Annotated in this window: 13 protein-coding genes; 7 read left to right on the top strand and 6 right to left on the bottom strand. The window is 40.2% G+C overall.

Going from position 1 to position 18,819, the window contains the following annotated elements; genetic code table 11:
* Window positions 1–129: 129 nt before the first annotated feature.
* The gene (locus AC4QJR_RS25805; RefSeq protein WP_496524673.1) at window positions 130–1,326 is read right to left on the bottom strand and encodes an MFS transporter; all 1,197 of its coding nucleotides are present in this window, start codon (window positions 1,324–1,326) and stop codon (window positions 130–132) included.
* A 167-nt stretch (window positions 1,327–1,493) separates the two neighbouring features.
* On the opposite strand from AC4QJR_RS25805, the gene AC4QJR_RS25800 reads away from it, so the two are divergent.
* The gene (locus AC4QJR_RS25800; RefSeq protein WP_375377459.1) at window positions 1,494–1,784 is read left to right on the top strand and encodes a hypothetical protein; all 291 of its coding nucleotides are present in this window, start codon (window positions 1,494–1,496) and stop codon (window positions 1,782–1,784) included.
* A 162-nt stretch (window positions 1,785–1,946) separates the two neighbouring features.
* Window positions 1,947–3,038, top strand: a complete 1,092-nt coding sequence (locus tag AC4QJR_RS25795) for a low temperature requirement protein A (RefSeq protein WP_496524672.1) — start codon at window positions 1,947–1,949, stop codon at window positions 3,036–3,038.
* A gap of 556 nt (window positions 3,039–3,594) precedes the next feature.
* Here the strand turns inward: AC4QJR_RS25795 and AC4QJR_RS25790 are convergent.
* Together AC4QJR_RS25790 and AC4QJR_RS25785 are read right to left on the bottom strand one after the other, a co-directional pair.
* Complete coding sequence (locus AC4QJR_RS25790; protein ID WP_496524671.1) at window positions 3,595–5,118, bottom strand: glycine betaine uptake BCCT transporter; 1,524 nt, start codon at window positions 5,116–5,118, stop codon at window positions 3,595–3,597.
* A gap of 32 nt (window positions 5,119–5,150) precedes the next feature.
* Window positions 5,151–5,816 (bottom strand): hypothetical protein, encoded by a 666-nt coding sequence (locus AC4QJR_RS25785; protein WP_375377456.1) that lies wholly within the window; start codon window positions 5,814–5,816, stop codon window positions 5,151–5,153.
* Window positions 5,817–6,295: 479 nt separating this feature from the next.
* On the opposite strand from AC4QJR_RS25785, the gene AC4QJR_RS25780 reads away from it, so the two are divergent.
* From AC4QJR_RS25780 to AC4QJR_RS25770, 3 genes are all read left to right on the top strand, one after another.
* A complete protein-coding gene (locus tag AC4QJR_RS25780) occupies window positions 6,296–6,934 on the top strand; it encodes an AmiS/UreI family transporter (RefSeq protein ID WP_496524670.1) in 639 nt (212 codons plus the stop codon).
* Between the two features lies 1 nt (window position 6,935).
* Window positions 6,936–8,111, top strand: a complete 1,176-nt coding sequence (locus AC4QJR_RS25775; RefSeq protein ID WP_098573883.1) for a NupC/NupG family nucleoside CNT transporter — start codon at window positions 6,936–6,938, stop codon at window positions 8,109–8,111.
* A gap of 217 nt (window positions 8,112–8,328) precedes the next feature.
* Window positions 8,329–9,108 carry a YhfC family intramembrane metalloprotease gene (locus tag AC4QJR_RS25770; RefSeq protein ID WP_496524669.1) on the top strand — a complete coding sequence of 260 codons (780 nt, stop codon included), beginning with the start codon at window positions 8,329–8,331 and terminating at the stop codon, window positions 9,106–9,108.
* A gap of 67 nt (window positions 9,109–9,175) precedes the next feature.
* On the opposite strand, the gene ahpF is transcribed toward AC4QJR_RS25770, so the two are convergent.
* Both ahpF and ahpC read right to left on the bottom strand, forming a co-directional pair.
* Window positions 9,176–10,705: an alkyl hydroperoxide reductase subunit F gene (gene ahpF, locus AC4QJR_RS25765; protein ID WP_496524668.1), complete on the bottom strand. Its 1,530-nt coding sequence runs from the start codon at window positions 10,703–10,705 to the stop codon at window positions 9,176–9,178.
* A 215-nt stretch (window positions 10,706–10,920) separates the two neighbouring features.
* Window positions 10,921–11,484: an alkyl hydroperoxide reductase subunit C gene (gene ahpC / locus AC4QJR_RS25760; protein ID WP_098573889.1), complete on the bottom strand. Its 564-nt coding sequence runs from the start codon at window positions 11,482–11,484 to the stop codon at window positions 10,921–10,923.
* Between the two features lie 539 nt (window positions 11,485–12,023).
* Here ahpC and AC4QJR_RS25755 point away from each other — a divergent pair.
* Both AC4QJR_RS25755 and AC4QJR_RS25750 read left to right on the top strand, forming a co-directional pair.
* Window positions 12,024–12,716, top strand: a complete 693-nt coding sequence (locus AC4QJR_RS25755) for a hypothetical protein (protein ID WP_496524667.1) — start codon at window positions 12,024–12,026, stop codon at window positions 12,714–12,716.
* Between the two features lie 763 nt (window positions 12,717–13,479).
* Window positions 13,480–14,841 carry an IS1182 family transposase gene (locus AC4QJR_RS25750; protein WP_496523958.1) on the top strand — a complete coding sequence of 454 codons (1,362 nt, stop codon included), beginning with the start codon at window positions 13,480–13,482 and terminating at the stop codon, window positions 14,839–14,841.
* Window positions 14,842–14,975: 134 nt separating this feature from the next.
* On the opposite strand, the gene AC4QJR_RS25745 is transcribed toward AC4QJR_RS25750, so the two are convergent.
* The gene (locus AC4QJR_RS25745) at window positions 14,976–18,668 is read right to left on the bottom strand and encodes a polysaccharide deacetylase family protein (protein WP_496524666.1); all 3,693 of its coding nucleotides are present in this window, start codon (window positions 18,666–18,668) and stop codon (window positions 14,976–14,978) included.
* Between the last annotated feature and the right edge of the window lie 151 nt (window positions 18,669–18,819).

Below are 18,819 nucleotides of genomic sequence, written 5' to 3'. Positions count from 1 at the left end.
AGGAGTCTTCGCGCCTTCCGTTCCAATCAACTTTGCTATTAAAATTAATATTATCGATTAACATAGCCAATAAAAAATCTTAATGGAAATGTTGTTAGGCTAACGACATTTCCATTAAGCTTTTCCTATTTATGTTTTTGTCCGATGAGCGGCCCAGATGATTAGTGCAATAACGATCATAATGCCCCCTGTCACACAAACTCCTTGCCATTTCCACCAGCTCCATGCATAGCCGCTAAGTGTTGAACCAAGCGAACCGCCGAGAAAATAACTAACCATGTACACGGTATTTAACCGACTCCGTGCCTCTGGGATTAAACTGTAGATTCTGGTTTGATTGGAGACTTGGGCACCCTGGACACCTAAATCTAACAGAACCACTCCGACAAATAATGCCCATAAGGAGGTTCCCAAAAAAACGAAGAATAGATAGGAGAATAGGCAAATCCCAATTAACAGGCCTACCATTGTTTTGGCATTGAATCGGTCTGCCAAACGGCCGACGATTGGTGCACCCATTACGCCTACTATTCCTATTAAGCCAAATAATCCTGCGACTTCACTGCCATAATGATAGGGTTCCCCTTCAAGAAAAAACGAGAGGGATGTCCAAAAAATGCTAAAACTGCCGAACAGCATTGCACCGATTAATGAGGCTTCTCTTAAAACCGGCTGGGTCACAATTAAATGCCCAATGGATTTATAAAGTCCGGCAAAGGATAAACGCGATTCTGGATAGCTCTTGGGAAGAAATGTCTGCAATATGATTGCTAAAGCCAACATCATTGCCGCAGCGATCCAGTACATGGTGCGCCAGCCAAGGCTTCCTCCGATCAGTCCTGAGACGGTTCTTGCTAATAGAATCCCGATGAATAACCCACCCATGATATTGCCTATTACTTTTCCTCTTTCCACGGGGGCGGCCAATTGTGCTGCAAGGGGAAGGATGATTTGTGGTACTACCGTGGTCACTCCCACTGCAAAACTCGCAAGGTTTATCCAGAGAAGGTTTTGCGCAGTGGCAATCCCTATAAGGGAAATCGTAACGGCAATCAATAAACTGGCAATCAACAGCCGGCGTTCCTTCATATCTCCCATTGGGACGAATATAAACATCCCAACAGCATATCCAATCTGTGTAAACATGGCGATGTTTGAGACTTGGTGGGCAGTCGCATGAAAGCTTCGCCCCATGTCGGCAAGGAGCGGTTGATTATAATAAAGATTAGCCACCGCCATCCCACAGGCAAGCGACATTAATAAAATTAACTTTTTAGACATGGAGGAATGCTCCGTCCTCGCGCTGTCATCAGTCGTTGTGATCAATCTATCATTCCCCCTTTAATAACACCCGGAGTTTAATTGATTCTACAAAAGGAAAGAAAAACCTTCCCAAATATAGGGAATGGTCCTCCAAAATATTTACTTTCAACCATTGCCATACTATCATTTAATTGCAAAACGAATTCTTCTTCATGACAGGAGTAGTGGAAATGTTGATAGCTGATTTTATAATTGATTTGATTGGCGCTCTAATAGAGGCAATGATTCCTACTCCGAAGTCAAAGCTTGAAAAAAATATCAATGAATTAAAGGAAGAAGAATGGTTTGCCGATTTGGATAAAGATGTTCGCTATAATTACATCATTTGGCACAACAACAAAGTAAAACGTTTTTTGAAAAAGCCTGAAAATATCAAGATTCTTAAAAGTAGTGAATGGGAGAGGGAAAAATTTATTCAGTTGGTGATTAAGGAGCATAAACGATTTGTGGGGATACGCTGAAATTAATTCCAGGCTGTCATACTTAGCTGCTAGAGGAAATAATTAAATATCATTGAATTAATAAATATGGTCGTCTTTATTCGTGACAAAGCCAATAGGATATGAAGAACATAGGTGTTTTTGAGAAATTTAAATCTATTATGGAACAGGAAGGAGTAAAGAATGGAAGAAAAGAAGGTAACGTGGTTAGAGCTTTTTTATGATTTGTTATTTGTGGCGGCTGTTGCGGCAGCAACCCATGTTTTACTTCATGTTGAAGATGGATATATCCATACAGAGTTTTTAGTTAAGTTTGTGTTAATTTTTATTCCTATCTGGTGGGCTTGGGTAGGGCAAACCTTGTTTGTAAACCGGTTTGGTCAAGATTTATTTCATCAGCGATTATTTTTGATCATACAGATGTTCTTTGTCCTTATAATGACATCAAGCTTATCAGTGGATTTTGATCAATATTATCTTTCTTTTTTAATTGGATATATCGGCTTAAGGGCAGTGACAGCGACCCAATATCTTATTGTCCAGCGTATAGAAGAGGGAGTTCGAAAAATAGCAGCCCGATATTTGGGAAGGTATTTTTGGATTGGAATCATTATATCACTACTCTCCCTCCTTTTTGATTCTTGGCTTCGTTATGCTGTGTTATATGCGGGTATCATTATCGATATGATGGTTCCAATATCTGGTCGGAAGTATTTAGTAAAGGTACCCACAAATACGGCACACTTATTAGAGCGATTTGGCCTTTTTACCATTATTCTCTTTGGTGAAGCACTTGTCAGCACCCTTGCGGTTATTCAACCAAAACAAGGAAATTGGAATTCAATCGGCTTTTCGGCCATATCATTTTTCCTAATAATAGCGATGTGGTGGCAGTATTTCGATAATGTGGAGAAGAAAGTTGACAAATCGATACAAACGATCGGCCAAACCATTATTTATGGTCACCTGTTTATTTTAATGTCTTTGAGTATGATTGCAGCTTCGATCAGACTATTGTTTTTACAAGAAGTCCATTATTTATTTATTCTGTATTTCGTTTTTTGTTCTGTTTTGCTCTATTTCTTGTCAACTACTTTTGTTTTCCACCAATATAGACATAAGCATCACAGATTGAAAATTTATCATTTAGGGTTATTTTTGGGGATTTTAGTAGTCTTTTTTATTATTAATTTAATAGTAGTAGTACCATATATTGTGGTAATAGGGGAATTAACCCTGTTCTTTGTCATCTATGCCAAATTAACAACTACTTAAATTATTTTATTAATAAAAAATATCTAGGTAAAATACATAAGGCTGAACCATATACCGTTTATATATGTATATGGTTCAGCCTTTCATCATTAATATGCCTCGTTGGGAGTGAAATGGCCAATGCCCTTTAATTCATAGTCAAAAAATTTCAGAATTAGTTCATTTCAGTTTCAATAGTCAATGTCGGCTATTCCGCCCTGCAGCATATTTGCAAGTATAGGAGAAAACATTAAGAGGTCCGCCTTTATCGGCTTGGGGATCATGTTAAGCACCCGTTCAGATAAATAAACGGAAAAATTCCGCTTAATTAGCAATTAGCATTAAAAACAGCTTCAATAGACGGAAAAATTCCGCCTATTGACCTCGAAGAACGTGAAAATGGTGGATTTGGCTTTGCATAACCGGAAAAACTTCCCTCATTTACCCCGAAACAAACTCCATTTTGCATTTAACCGGAAAAATTCCGCTTATTTTACTTTCGCAGGTTACTTAATTAAGGACAAGAATTCTTACCTTCCTGATCAATCACACAATCAGGAAGGTCTTTTAGTTAACATTAATAATGCTGCGTATTCCTTTTATTGCCTCTTTGTAATTCAACTTCCTTTTTTAGACCTGTTAGCAATGAGTAGCACATGGCGAGCATGATAATGGCAAATGGGAGTGCAGCGGCGATGGAAGCGGTCTGCAATACCTCCAAGCCACCGGCAATCAGCAAGACAGCCGATAAGGCAGACTGGATGATCCCCCATGTCATTTTTATTTTGTTAGATGGATTTAGCGTTCCGCCTTCACTTAGCATCCCTAAGACAAAGGTGGCGGTATCGGCAACAGTAATATAATAAATAGCGATCACGGCAAAGCCTAAAATGCTTAATAGGGAGCTTAATGGAAGGTGGTCGAAGAATATAAATATGGACAAGTTTATATTGTCGGCGATATGTTTTGCCAAATCACGGTTTCCGGGATCCTGAACAATGTCCAGTGCTGAACCTCCAAACACGGACATCCAAAGACAGGTTCCAAGTGTGGGAACGATCAAAACCCCAACCACAAACTCCTTTATTGTCCGTCCTCTTGAAACCCGGGCAATGAACATGCCGACGAATGGTGCCCAGGCAATCCACCAAGCCCAGTAAAACAGAGTCCAGGAAGCAATCCATTTCTCCCCTTTTCCAAAAGGACTTATCCGTAAACTCATATGTAAAAAGTCACTTAGATACAGTCCTGTTGTATTGAAAAACACTTTAATAACCGTTAACGCCGGACCGACAATCATAATCAGTACAAGGATCGCCACTGAAAAGATGATGGCTGCGTTGGATAAATACTTTATTCCTTTTTCCAGGCCCGTATTAAGGGAAATAATAAACAGAACTGTTGCGACCACGATGACAATCAGCTGGATCAATAACGTATTCGGAATACCGAAGATGTCATGCATACCTGCAGTAACCTGCATGGCCCCAAGCCCCAAAGAGGTAGCTATACCGAAGACCGTTGCAAAGATGGACAGGATATCGATCGTTTTGCCAATCGGTCCGTAAATCCTGTCGCCCAAAATGGGATGGAACGCGGAACTGATCGCTGCAGGAAGCCTTTTGTTATATTGAAAAAAAGCAAGGGCTAACCCAATAACAGTATAGATTGCCCATGGGTGCAGGCCCCAATGGAAAAATGTATATTTCATTGCGGTGTTGGCCGCATCAATGGTATAGGCCTTTCCATATGGAGGATCTGTATAATGAGTGACTGGTTCGGCGACGCTCCAATACACAATCCCAACACCCATTCCAGCGCCGAACAGCATGGCCAGCCAGGAAGGAGTGGAGAAATCAGGGGTGTCGGTTTTTCTGCCAAGTCGGATATTTCCATATTTTGAGAGCAATAAGTAGATCGAAAAAAAGACGAAGAATAGAGTGGTACCGAGATAAACCCAACCAAGATAATCAATGGAGCTATTATAAACGGCGTTGGTGACTTTGGTAAGATTCTCTGTAAAGAAAACACCCCAGACAATAAAGATGAGGGTCAGTAATAGAGAGATAATGAAGACACTATTTTCTTTAATTTTATCCATGGAAACCTCCTGGTACTGGAAAAATACTAATGCTAGTTATTAAACGGATTGTATTGAAATTCCCACGTATCCGTATCCATCAACTCTTCATGCGGCACCTCTAAACCCCCGCCAAGATAAATGGTTTGTCCTTTGATCGCCACCACCATCGCTTCGATTAACACATCATTATCCTTCTTTTTATATATGTCACCCAACTGCGTGGATAACTCACCGTATGGATGAACAATTTGCGGGCCGGCGTCATCAACGTTTTCCTCCATATTTATCATGTCTTTATAATCGATCGGATGACTGTCAGGAGCACGTCCAGGTACCATCAATAAATATTCGGTATGCTTGATCCCATCCAAATCGCTTGTAATGACCCCTTTTTTATCAACCGTTTCCACCACTTCAATTTCATTTAAGGAATAGTGGTCCAGGGTATCGGGATCCGGATTGTTAATGAAAATCAAATCTCCCGCTACTGGTTTTTGGTTATTCCGAAGCGTATATACCTTATGATTATAAATAAAGCTGTCATTTTCCCTTGGAATGTATTTTTCCACACTCGCTGCATTGGTTATATGCTGTGTTGAATCCCTTAACTTGATCAGATGAACGGAGAGTTTATACATTGGTTTTACTCCATACACCTTGTGTAACTCATTGTTATAGTAAACAAATTGCCCTTTTCTGACTTGATACAGCTTCATTACTAAGTCTCCCTTCAGTCATAGGTGGAGCAGTATTCATAACAACTTGGAATTTGGATACATCGCTGTCATCTTTAGGATGTCTTTTTTCTGGAAAAACATGAAGTTTAAGTGGGAGGATTTTTCAGTTTAGGTAAAATAGAAAAGGCTGAATGATATAAATAGGAGGGGAGTGTGTCTTATTTTTACATTTTTTCATTATGTCTTTTACATAGTTTCAAATTTTTATAAATAATTTTGTGAAAATAATAGTAATTATCTATTATTGGGAATTGTTAAGAAAATTGGAAATTAATAAACTTAAATTTTGTTCAATTATGATTTAACATTTGTTCATAATATATGTTATATTAGTAAAGTAATTTAAGATTAATGAAAGCGCTCACGGAGAATCGGTCGTGTTAGTAAAGAGAGAACAGAATGCCGTGAATAGGTTAAGGAGGGGAATGTTGTGAAAAGGAATTTTCACAGCAATTAATATGAGTAATGTTGGTTTATTTCTATCAGGTGCAGTGTTATTCCTAAACAGTCTGATGCTATTAGGAAAAGCGGATGGAAAGAGTGTGGGTCTCTTTAATATTTTCGTAGGGACCCTTCAAATAGTGATCCCAAGTTATTTAATCTTCGTATCGAGCCAAGACCATTGGGAGCTTTACAATTATGCATCTATTTTCTTATTTGGGTTAACTTATTTATATGTTGGATTCACCTCATGGAAGGGGATTGATGGGAGCGGTCTTGGTTGGTTTAGTCTTTGGGTTGCAATTGTTGGAGTGATATATACCTTAACATCGATTATTCACTTTCAAAATGTTGTCAATGCACTGACATGGGCTATGTGGGCATTCTTATGGTTTCTGTTCTTCTTATCAAATGCACTTCATAAGAAAATTGACCATTATATTGGATTGGTTGCATTTGTTCAGTCATGGGTAACGTTGACCATACCAGCGCTCCTTTATTTTTTAGGTGTCTGGAATACACCAATGGTTGATCAAATCTGGACCTATGTATTAATTCTAGCAATCGTCTATTTTATTATCAGTTTTTTCAGCGGGAAGCTTTCCTATAAAAGAGAGTCAAATATTCAAGTAATCAATGCTTTGGAGGTAAAATAATATGTCAATTATCATTGGAATTGTTGGAATCCTTATTCTAATAGGTATTGCCTGGTTAATGTCAAACGATAAGAAAAACATTAACTTTCGTGCTGTAGGTATCATGGCAGCTGTTCAGTTGTTAATCGCTTGGTTTATGCTGAATACTTCAATCGGTCAAAAAGTTCTGCACAAAATCGTCGATGGCTTTAACAAAGTTCTTTCTTTCGGGAATGACGGGATCTCATTTGTATTCGGCAGCCTTGCAGGAAAGGATTTATTCTTTGTTAATGTTCTAATGATGATTGTATTCGTAACCGCTTTACTAGGTATTTTAACGTATTCTAGAATATTACCATTAGCGATTAAATACATTGGCGGGGCAGTAAGTAAAATAACAGGTCTTCCAAAGGTTGAATCATTTGTTGCGGTGAATTCTATGGTATTTGGTGATACGTCCGCGATCCTTTCTGTTAAGTCATTCATACCTAGTCTTTCTGGAAACCGTCTGTTTGTGGTTGTTACTTCTTCTCTTGTTGCGGTAAGTTGTTCAATCCTCGGTGCTTACATGCAAATGATTCCTGCGGAGTACGTATTGGTGGCGTTACCCATTAACGTATTCTCTGGACTTATCCTATCAACGATTGTGTGTCCTGTAAGGAAAGAGGAAGATGAAAAAATCGATATTAAGGGAATGATTCCTGAAAAATCTCTTTTCGAAGCAATCGGCAACTGGACATTGCTCGGCGGAAAGACAGCCTTAATCGTAGGCGCTATGCTGATCACTTATGTAGGATTGATCGCGGCTGTTAACTGGATCTTTACTTCCATCTTCGGTATTTCTTTCACAGGTGTACTTGGATATGTATTCGCGCCAATCGCTTGGATTATGGGGATTCCTTCAAGTGAGATTGTTCGAGCTGGATCTGTCATGGGTACGAAGGTAGCGGCTAACGAGTTCGTCGCTATGTTAGACTTCATGAAAATGATCCCTGATATGTCTCATAAGACGGTAGGTATTGTATCAGCATTCTTGGTATCGTTTGCTAACTTCTCTTCCATTGGAATTATTTTAGGAACGGTACAGGCTATTAATAATGAAAAGGCAAGTGAGTTAGCTAAGGTTGGTTTAAAGGTTTTATTAGTAGCAACCATGGGATCCGTCTTAACTGGAACTATTGTAGGATTGTTCCTGTAAGCTGAATGGTGAAGAATTATAAAAACCACACGAGGGTGTACCAAAGTCAGTTTTTGGTACACCCTTTTATCATGCCTTCAAAGAGCCATAAACGTAATTACCCAGTACAAACGGAGAAATTTCCTAAAAAGTATTGACAGTAATTTACATCCTTATTATTATCATTATTAAGAATGATAATAATTAAGTTAACGGATACAAAAAAGGGGAGAGTTAAATGGTAAGTACGGCAACGATTATTTCGATGTTTGTCCCGATTGTGGTTTCCATTGGTTTATTTGTCGGATTGATTTTGGTTTATAGAAAGAAAACGGGGATTGCTGTAAAGCCGGTGGTTATTGGCGCTCTTGGGTTTGTCGTCGCAACACAGATTTTAGAAAAAGTATTGCATGTCGTTGTTATCACAAACTTTCCGAATTATGCGGACCATCCCTGGTTATTTGGATTATACGGCGGCATGGCAGCGGGCTTATTTGAAGAGCCGGCGCGGTTTCTATTATTTATTTGGCCCCTGAAAAAATTTCATGATTACAAAGGCGGGATCTCGTTTGGAATCGGCTGGGGAGGTATAGAAGCGGTTTTGTTAGTGCTGATGACGGTTGTGCCAAACCTGATCTTCGCTTTTATGATTAATTCGGGAACATTTGAATCATCCTTAGCAGGGAGTATTCCAGCTGATCAGTTGGCAGGGATGAAAGAAACGATCGTAAATCAAGGAGTTTCCTTTTATTTATTAGGCAGTTTGGAGCGGTTTTTTGCTGTATTCCTGCAAATCGCCTTTAGTTTATTTGTATTATTAGCCGTCGTTAAAAAGAAATTTTCCTATGTGGTCTATGCGATTCTCTTTCATGCAGCAATTGACTTCCCACTCGCATTCTACCAAACAGGACATCTTAAAAACCTATGGGTCATTGAGATCTATATGGCGATCATCGGGCTATTATCCTTTGTTTTTATTAAAAAGGCAAGGAGTATACTGCCTCATACGGCAAGATAGTTTGATAGAGTTATTTTTCAAAAGAAAAGGGAATTGGACTAGAGCCAATTTCCCTTCGTTTAAGAAATTAATGACGGATAAGGTAATCAAATGCACCTAAAGCTGCAGTAGCACCTGATCCCATTGAAATGATAATTTGTTTATAGGCACTATCCGTACAATCGCCGGCTGCAAACACACCAGGTAGGCTGGTTGCCCCATGCTTATCCACAATGATCTCACCCAAGCGAGTTCGTTCAAGTGTTTCTCCTAGCCAATCTGTATTCGGTACTAGACCAATCTGTACAAACACACCTTGCAGTTCAACATGATGCTCTTGGCCTGTTTCACGGTCAATATAAGAAATGCCGTTTACTTTGTCAGTACCGGTAATTTCTTTTGTTTGAGCATTCTTGATCACCGTTACATTAGGCAGGCTGTATAGACGGTCTTGCAGGACAGAATCAGCTTTCAGCTCTGGCGCAAACTCAAGAACAGTTACATGATTAACAATGCCTGCGAGGTCAATAGCTGCTTCAATACCAGAATTACCGCCGCCAATAACAGCAACGTCTTTTCCTGCAAACAATGGACCATCACAATGTGGACAATAGGCGACACCTTTGTTCTTAAACTCTGCTTCACCTGGGACGCCAACATTTCGCCAGCGGGCACCTGTTGATAGAATGACGCTCTTACTTCTTAAAATAGCTCCGTTTTCGAGTTCGACGGCAATAAAATCCTTCTTCTCCAAACGCTTTGCACGCTGTAAATTCATCACATCAACATTGTACTCTTTGACATGTTCTTCAAGACTTGCTGCTAGTTTAGGACCCTCTGTATATTTCGTACCGATAAAGTTCTCAATACCCATGGTGTCCATCACCTGGCCGCCAAATCTTTCCGCCACAATCCCTGTGCGGATGCCTTTACGTGCTGCATAGATAGCCGCACTGGCACCAGCAGGGCCTCCTCCGATGACAAGGACATCAAATGGTTCCTTATCAGAAAGTTCCGCTGCATCTGTTCCGCTGCCCATTTTGGCAAGGATTTCTTCAAGTGTCATCCGGCCGCTGCCGAACGATTCCCCATTAACGAAAACGGTTGGTACCGCCATGATGTCCTTGCTTTCTACTTCTTCTTTGTAGGCCGCGCCGTCAATCATGGTGTGAGAAATACCAGGATTTAAAACGCTTATAATGTTCAATGCTTGAACCACGTCAGGGCAATTGTGGCAGGTTAGGCTGATATAAGATTCAAAGTGATAGTCACCTTTAATTGCTTTGACTTGATCAATGACTTTTTGATCAACCTTCGGAGCTCTGCCGCTTACTTGCAATAGAGCCAACACTAACGAGGTAAATTCGTGTCCTAGAGGAATACCAGCAAAAGTTATGCCTGTATCTTCGCCGATACGATTTACACTAAAGCTTGGTGTTCTTTCTAATTCAGTCTTCTCTACTTTAATCTGAGAAGACATATTGGCTAATTCGTCTACTAAAGCTAGCATGTCACGAGAAACGTCATCTGCTCCTGCGCTAACTTTAAGCAGTACGTTTCCCTCCATTAATTGAAGGTATTGTTCTAACTGAGCTTTTATATCTTGATCTAGTATCATTAATCTCTCACTCCTTAAATTTTTCCTGTGATCTTATTGATAATAATTCTAATTATATAATTATTATCATATAAAATTCATTATCAGTCAAGTGAAAAATACTTTATCACTTTTGACCATAAAAAGAAGTGTGACGTTGTACGATTTAAATATTATGTACTTAAAAAGGGAATTGGAAGCTTCCAATTCCCTTTGAATGTTGTTATATGTGCTGCTTAGATTTTGCCTACAAGATCAAGGCTTGGTTTAAGTGTTGCAGAACCTTCTTGCCATTTAGCCGGGCAAACTTCACCTGGATTGTTGCGAACATATTGTGCTGCTTTAATTTTGTTAACAAGCGTGCTTGCGTCACGGCCAATGCCGTCTGCATTAATTTCAACAGCTTGTACAACGCCTTCTGGATCGATGATGAAAGTACCGCGTTGTGCAAGACCTTCTTCTTCGTCTAGTACATCGAAGTTGCGAGAAATCTTTTGTGAAGGGTCGCCAATCATAATGTATTCGATTTTACCGATTGTTTCAGAGGTATCATGCCATGCTTTATGTGTAAAATGAGTATCAGTTGAAACAGAATATACTTCGACACCAAGATCTTTTAGCGTTGCGTATTCATTTTGCAAGTCTTCAAGTTCGGTAGGGCATACGAATGTAAAATCTGCTGGGTAAAAGCAAACAACACTCCATTTACCTTTAAAGTTTTCTTCGCTTACAGTGATGAAATCTCCGTTGTGGTACGCATTTGCTGTGAATGGTTTTACTTCTTTTCCGATTAATGACATAGTGAATTTCCTCCTAAGTATGGGTTTAAAATTTTATTTAGATAATATACTAAATTAGATTAATTCTAATTACATAACTATTATTATATAAAATTTATTGTTTTGTCAACAGGAATGTTTCATTTTTTTTAGGTAGTGTGGGGTGGACCGGAAAAAAGGAGCCAATGGTAACCAATAGAAGCGAATGGTGCCCGTGAGCCAAGAAAAAAGGAGCTAGCGGTAACCAATAGAGGCTAATGATGCCCGTGAGCCAAGAAAAAAGGAGCTAGCGGTAACCAATAGAGGCTAATGATGCCCGTGAGCCCGGAAAAAAGGGAGCTGAAGGTAACGAATAGGAGCTAATTGTGCCCATAAGCCCAGAAAAAAGGAGTCCGAGGTAACGATTCCTAGTTAACACTTTATTCATCTCCGAGAAAGTTAGTTTTTTATAAAAAAGCTATTTTAATAGACTCCAAAATCCTGGTTACCCCCATAAGTCAATTGGGTTCGTTCGAATTATCTTGATATGAATTCACATAAAAGTACACGAGGGGAATAACATGAAAAAAATATCCAAGGGTGCCCTTGCCATGGTAGTAGCGGGAGCTGTTACGTTTTCTGTCGCCAACGCTTTGTTGGCCGAACAACCTCTTAAACGATTAGCCAAAGAGATGGCTTTACCGATATCTGCTGACCGAGAAAAAGCGGTTGTTTTGAAACAAGCAGAAAAAAACAATCCGACACCAACAACGACTGTGAAAGACCATGATCATGCCGTGACCCAAGTATCTTTAAAAAATAGCAACCTGGCTGCAACAGCCGTTCAATTAAATACGAAAAAGCTCAGCTATAAAACGAAAACTAGTGAGACACCAACACCTGTTGCAACCACAGTATCTGTGAAAAGTACGAAAGCACCGATAACAAAGACTGCACCCACGAAGCCGAGTACTACTACCAAGCCAAGTACTAATACAACAAGTGCAAAGCCTGCAACAGCAACAAAGCCCGTGACAAGCACAAATCCAGCGACAAGCGCAAAGCCTGCGGCAACAACAAAGCCAGCGACAAGCACAAATCCTGCAACAACAACAAATCCAGCGACAAGTGCAAAACCATCAACGTCTACAGCCGCGAAGTCAAATTCTAAGGCAGCTGCCGCAGCCACAACAAAAACCAACCATGGACAACAAGTATCTCAAGCGGCAAAAGAAAGAGCAGCTAGTCGTAAGGCTGCGAAAGAAAACAATTGAAAATGTAATTCTTTCAAAAAGGATCGCCACATATAAAAAAGTAAAACTCGCCAATCCGTAATTGGCGAGTTTCTTTATTAGGAATACAATATCCAACCACCTAGTAATGCCTCTAAATGAGATTCGCTTGGACTTTAAATATGATGTCTTGTCTTTCTTAATCTAGTAATCTGCAAAAGTAAAATAGACGGAGATTTTCCGGTTAAATGTAAAATGGAGCTCGTTTCGGGGGGGATAAGCGGAGATTTTCCGGTTATGCAAAGAAAAATCCCCCACTTTCACGTTTTTCTAGTAAATAGGTGGAATTTCTCCGTCTATTTAAGCTTTTTTTTATTAAAATTTCAAATTAGGCGGAATTTTTCCGTCTATTGATCGGCTCAAGCACGTAACCTGATCCCCAACCGATAAGTGCGGCCCCTTAATCAACAGCTTAACGACCAATAAAAAAAGGTCCTTCCCAAAATGGGAAGGACCTCAGACTGTCGACAAATCCGAAGGATTTCGGGTTTTAAATCGACAGTCTTTTTTGTGTGGCTACATTAAACTAGTCTGTTGATTTCCGTTCCAGGCGGCTTCGCTTTCCGCGGGCGGTTCGGGGAGCCTCCTCGACGCTTTCAGCGTCTGCGGGGTCTCCCCTGTCCCGTACTCCCGCAGGAGTCTTCGCCGCCTTCCACTCCAATCAACAGGGTTATAAAATCATTAATGACCTTTATATCAGCCCTTTGTATAATTAAGATACAGACATATAAATGAGGTGGATGAAATGCTAACTAAAAATACACAGATGAATCGTGACCAAATAGAAATGATAGCTTTAGATCAGCTTGTACCTGCGAATCATTTAGTTCGAAAGATTGAAGCTACAATTGATTTTTCATTTATTTACCCACTCGTTCAAGATTTGTATTCATCTGAACGGGGACGCCCAAGTATCGATCCCGTAGTATTGATTAAGATGACTTTCATCCAATATACCTTCGGTATACGCTCCATGCGTCAAACCATTGGGGAAATCGAAACTAATATGGCATATCGTTGGTTTCTTGGCTTTGGTTTTAATGACAAGGTACCACACTTTTCAACATTCGGTAAAAACTACGAGCGGCGCTTTAAGGATACAGATTTGTTTGAACAGATTTTTTACCGTATTTTGAAGGAAGCCTCTGACAAGAAATTGATTAGTAGCGAACACGTATTTATTGATTCCACACACGTTAAGGCTAGTGCGAATAAGCGCAAATTCGAGAAGAAAGTTGTCCGAAAAGAATCGAAAGCTTATGAAGCACGTTTACAAGACGAGATTAATAAAGACCGCGAAGATCACGGAAAAAATCCATTTTCTCCAGATAAATTCGATAAAGAGGAATTAAAAGAAATTAAAGAAAGTACTACTGACCCAGAAAGTGGTTATTACGTAAAGGACGAGCGAACTAAACAATTCGCATACTCATTTCATGCGGCTTCAGATCGAAATGGTTTTGTCCTTGGCACAATTGTAACTCCAGGGAATATCCATGATAGCGTCATATTCGAGCCACTACTTGAGAAAATCATCGAAAAACACGGGAAACCTGAAGCTGTTGCTGCTGATGCTGGATACAAAACACCTGCTATTGCTCAATTCGTATTTGAAAATGATATGACTCCTGCTTTACCATATACACGTCCACGTACAAAGGATGGTTATATGAAAAAACATGAGTATGTTTATGATGAATACTACGATTGTTATATTTGTCCGGAAGGACAAATTCTGAGATATGCAACGACGACGAAGAATGGAAAGCGTCAATACTTTTCAAATCCTCTTAATTGTAAAAGTTGCCCATTACTTTCCGAATGCACGCAAAGTAAAGATCATAAAAAATTGATTGAGCGGCATGTGTGGGAACATTACATAGAAGAAGCCGATCATCTTCGTCATACACAAGAGAACAAAAGCATTTACGCAAAACGTAAAGAAACAATTGAACGTGTCTTTGCGGATGCTAAAGAAAAGCATGGTATGCGTTGGACAACCTTAAGAGGCCTAAAAAAATTGTCCATGCAAGCGATGCTTACTTTTGCTGCCATGAATTTGAAAAAGATGGCCAACTGGACATGGAAAAGTCCAGAAATGGCCTAGATAAAGGTATAGGAATGGTCAAAATTTTGCTCTTACGAGCAAAAAAAACATAAAAAGGCAATCGATTAAGCTCATCGAATGCCTTTTGTCTACAATCTGAGGTCCTTCCCAAAATGGGAAGGACCTAAACGAATTTACATATTTTCGTGAACCTTCACAATTGAAGTTTCCTGCGTTACATTGCCTTTGCGTTTTAGTTTGCCCCAACCAACGGTTACTCCCTTGATGGCTGAGAAGATGGATTTTACCACCACATACGTCATCAGCTGTTTGTACAAGATTCGTTGTAGAAACAATGAAGCGAGCGGCTTTGGACTTTCTTTTTCCAATCGAAACGCATAGAGAGAGGTACAGAAATCCAGCAAGTAAAATAGGATAAATCCAATCGCCGCTTTTTCCGGATGCGGGTTAAAAAGAGCGATAATGAACAATAAATCGGCAATCGGCGAAATGGTTTGATAGATATACTGAAACAGCCACATGTTTGGAAGCGCGACAAAACCTAATGAGTGATGTTTTTTATTGAATAAAGCCCCGCGATGCTTCCATAAGCATTGTAAGGTTCCATACACCCAACGGTAACGCTGTTTGGCCAGACTTTTAAGATCTTCAGGCACTTCTGTATAGGCATACGCTTTTTCTTCGAATTCAATCGTTTTCCCCTGGCGTAACAGAGTGAGCGTGATATCCGTATCCTCGGCGAGGGTATCCTCTTGAAAATATCCTGCTTCCTCTACCGCCGTCTTTCTCCAGGCGCCGATGGCACCAGGTACAACGGTAATGCAATTGAGGGCGGCGAAGGCCCTTCTCTCGAGGTTAAAGCCGGTCACATATTCGATATGCTGCCAGTTTGTCAGGAGGTTCCCTTTATTGCCGACCTTTACATTCCCTGACACGGCTGCGACATTTTCATTTTTAAAGTGGTTCACAAGCAAGGAAATCGCATTTTTAGCGATGAGTGTATCCGCGTCAAGTGCCACGGCGATTTCCCCATTTGCTTCTTTAAAGCCAAGATTGACAGCGGAGGATTTCCCGCCATTGGTCTTTTTAATTAATCGGACGAGTGGATGGTCTCCATAAGTCTCTTCCACAACAGCCGCCGTATCATCCTTTGAACCGTCGTCGATAACCAGGATTTCAAAAGCAGGATAATCGCTCGCTAAAATCGAATCGACGGTTTTGCAAATGACTTTTTCCTCGTTATAGGCAGCAATCACGACACTAACATACGGGGTAAAGTCAGGGTCAATCTCCGTTTCCTTATACCTTTTGACCTGCTTTCTTGAAAGGAAAACGAAGACAACTAGTCGCAGGATTCCGATCACGATCGCTGAGTAGAAGAGAAAGCTTAATCCTAAGTTCCAGCCTTGGAGGACTTTGAATACTGCCTTGTCATAGACTAAATAAGGGTTGTCCTGATTAGCTTCAGGCATAATTTGACGATCACTTTTTCCAATCAGATCCCCAATGGTAGAAAAGGTGTAGCCGCGCTGTTTGAGCTCTTTAATGATCATCGGCAAGGCTTTTACCGTGTTGGAGCGGTCACCGCCGGCATCGTGCATCAATATCACATTTCCATCTTGCAGCTGACTCAATACCTGCTGGAGAATCTCCTTACTAGAAAGTCCTTGCCAATCATCCGAATCGATTAATTCACCGACCGTTGTATATCCCATCTCCTGTGCCCGCAAGATCGGCTCCAGTTCACTCTTCGTGTTTGGTTCCGCATCGGCAGCATATGGAGGACGGAAAAGGGTCATCGAATGGCCTGTAATTTCTTGATACAACCGCTGATTAGCATTGAGTTCCCTTTTTGTTTGTTCCGGTGTGATCGATGCAATATTCGGATGGGTAAAGGTATGGTTGCCAATTTCATGGCCCTCTTCATACATCTTTTTCACCAATTGTGGATGCTGCATCGCGTTCTCACCAAGGATAAAAAAGGTGGCTTTGATATGGTCCCTTTTCAAAATGTCTAATATTTGTGGAGTATAGGTTGGATCTGGACCGTCATCAAAGGAAAGGACGATTTCCTTACTTTTCGGTTTTCCATACCGTTCTACAACAATTGGTTGCGGCAATTTAACATACGATTCGGTTTGAATCATCCCTTGTGCATCCAAGTGAATTGTTCTGTTCCCCTGTTCTGTTTGAGAAGCAATTTTTAAAACTTCACCCGCACCTGTAAAGTGAACAGGATTAGGGCTGACCAAGGCTTTAAGGGCATTGGTTGGATCGTTTATTTCCTTTGGTTTATTCAGATAATTCCAGATGGAAGGATCTTCAGAACCGAGGCGCCAAACCGCGATACCTTTTGAACCATGATCGATTGATAATTTCATCTGATTATAAAAAGTAGCCCCATCTAAAAACCAAACGGTATGATTTTTCCCGTTTAATTTGTAGCGTAAATAGGGGTTGCTTGTTTGTTTATTCCACTGGATTTGAAGGTTGGTTCCTATTCCTAAATCCATGATATCGCCGAAGGCAACTGTTTTGGCGGGCTGACCGGAGTTTTCCTCCCAGTCGTATCCGAAGCTGCCCAAACTCACAATCAATTTTTCCGATGGAATTTGGAGCTGGTTTAAATTCTCTTCAACCCAATCCTTTGGTGCCACAGGTCCAGGTTTACTCATCGAATGGTGCTGGTCATATAACATGACAATCATTCGATCCACATTTGCTGATAGAGCAGCGTAGTTAAAACTATCATTGTCCGGCGGAACATCTAGTGTAACCATAAGACCATGTTGATGAAAGGCATTATTAACTTTGCCGATAAATCGCGTGAAGTGATTTTTATCATTGGGCTGAATGTCTTCAAAGTCGATATTGATTCCGTCAAAGTCATTTGTTCTCACATAGTCCAGCATCTTATTTATAAATAGATCTTCCGCACCAGGAGTGGTAAATAAACGGTGCAGTACTTCGCCATCCCATTTATTATTAGTGAAATTATTTACTAAGGGGAGAACCTTTATCTTATGTGCTTTGGCCTGATCAACAATCGACTTGTCTGTGCGGGTTTCTAGGGTAAGGCCATGTGTAAGTTGCAGCCATCCCGGTACTAATGTGGTAATCGAATCAATATTCTTTTTAAAAGAAGTGCGGCTGTTTTTGTCCCAATCGACGTAAAAACCATAAACTTCTTGTTTTTGATTCACTTCCCCGATTTCTTTTTGACTAGCAAGGGAAGGCGTTGTTTTTTGAACCTGAGCAGCGAGTTGTTCTTCACTAAAACTTATATTAATTGGTTCAATCCCGCTCTTTGCTGCGCTGTTATCGAGTTGCAGTGCTGGAAACTCTGGGTTGTTATTCAGGCTTTCGATAAAAATCGTCGACACTAAAATCATTAAAGCGGCAAAGCCTGCACCCATTCGTTTGATAATCGACCAGCGTCTTTTGGCAGGATCAAGAAAAACATGGTCTTGATTCCGCTCTCTCTTTTTCAACCCTAAATTGTAAAACCAATGGAAGAAAAAATAGCAAACAAGACCAATCAGGCCGCCTAGGATTGCAGGGGCAATCGATTGTGAAAGTTGTATTTTCGATTTTAAGGTTGAAATGAACCAGGTATCTTCTAATCTACTTAAATCCAGGATGGGTAGATGATTCATTTTTGGAATGAAAATAGGTATCAACGTTCCCAGGAATAAGGCGATGATATTTAGACGTAACAAAAGTGAAAGAACTACTAATAGCGGTATTCTTATATTATCTAAAGGCAAAAACCCTAAGAAAAAACCAAGTGTGCTTGCCACCGCTCCGGCATTTCCGGTGACAGGAGCAAATAGTGACCTAACCAGCCACCTAAACATTCGATTCACATAGATTCCTCCTCTAGGTGTAGTGTTGTTCTATATTAATAGATTTATATTTTACATAATGTCCAGCAGATAGCGGGCCAGATTTTTCGACAGAAAATGACCATATTCAAAGACTTAGATAGTAAAGTGGAGATTTTGGGGGTAGGAAGAA

This window comes from Neobacillus sp. BP17 (assembly GCF_059579525.1).
Note: the sequence above shows the minus strand (reverse complement) of the source record. Positions and strands in the feature narration are given on the sequence as shown.

Excerpts from the sequence above, each read along its gene's own strand:
- AC4QJR_RS25800 (WP_375377459.1), top strand. The coding sequence starts at position 1,494 with ATGTTGATAGCTGATTTTATAATTGATTTGATTGGCGCTCTAATAGAG.
- AC4QJR_RS25795 (WP_496524672.1), top strand. The coding sequence starts at position 1,947 with ATGGAAGAAAAGAAGGTAACGTGGTTAGAGCTTTTTTATGATTTGTTA.
- AC4QJR_RS25790 (WP_496524671.1), bottom strand. The coding sequence starts at position 5,118 with ATGGATAAAATTAAAGAAAATAGTGTCTTCATTATCTCTCTATTACTG.
- AC4QJR_RS25785 (WP_375377456.1), bottom strand. The coding sequence starts at position 5,816 with ATGAAGCTGTATCAAGTCAGAAAAGGGCAATTTGTTTACTATAACAAT.
- AC4QJR_RS25780 (WP_496524670.1), top strand. The coding sequence starts at position 6,296 with ATGAGTAATGTTGGTTTATTTCTATCAGGTGCAGTGTTATTCCTAAAC.
- AC4QJR_RS25775 (WP_098573883.1), top strand. The coding sequence starts at position 6,936 with ATGTCAATTATCATTGGAATTGTTGGAATCCTTATTCTAATAGGTATT.
- AC4QJR_RS25770 (WP_496524669.1), top strand. The coding sequence starts at position 8,329 with ATGGTAAGTACGGCAACGATTATTTCGATGTTTGTCCCGATTGTGGTT.
- ahpF (WP_496524668.1), bottom strand. The coding sequence starts at position 10,705 with ATGATACTAGATCAAGATATAAAAGCTCAGTTAGAACAATACCTTCAA.
- ahpC (WP_098573889.1), bottom strand. The coding sequence starts at position 11,484 with ATGTCATTAATCGGAAAAGAAGTAAAACCATTCACAGCAAATGCGTAC.
- AC4QJR_RS25755 (WP_496524667.1), top strand. The coding sequence starts at position 12,024 with ATGAAAAAAATATCCAAGGGTGCCCTTGCCATGGTAGTAGCGGGAGCT.
- AC4QJR_RS25750 (WP_496523958.1), top strand. The coding sequence starts at position 13,480 with ATGCTAACTAAAAATACACAGATGAATCGTGACCAAATAGAAATGATA.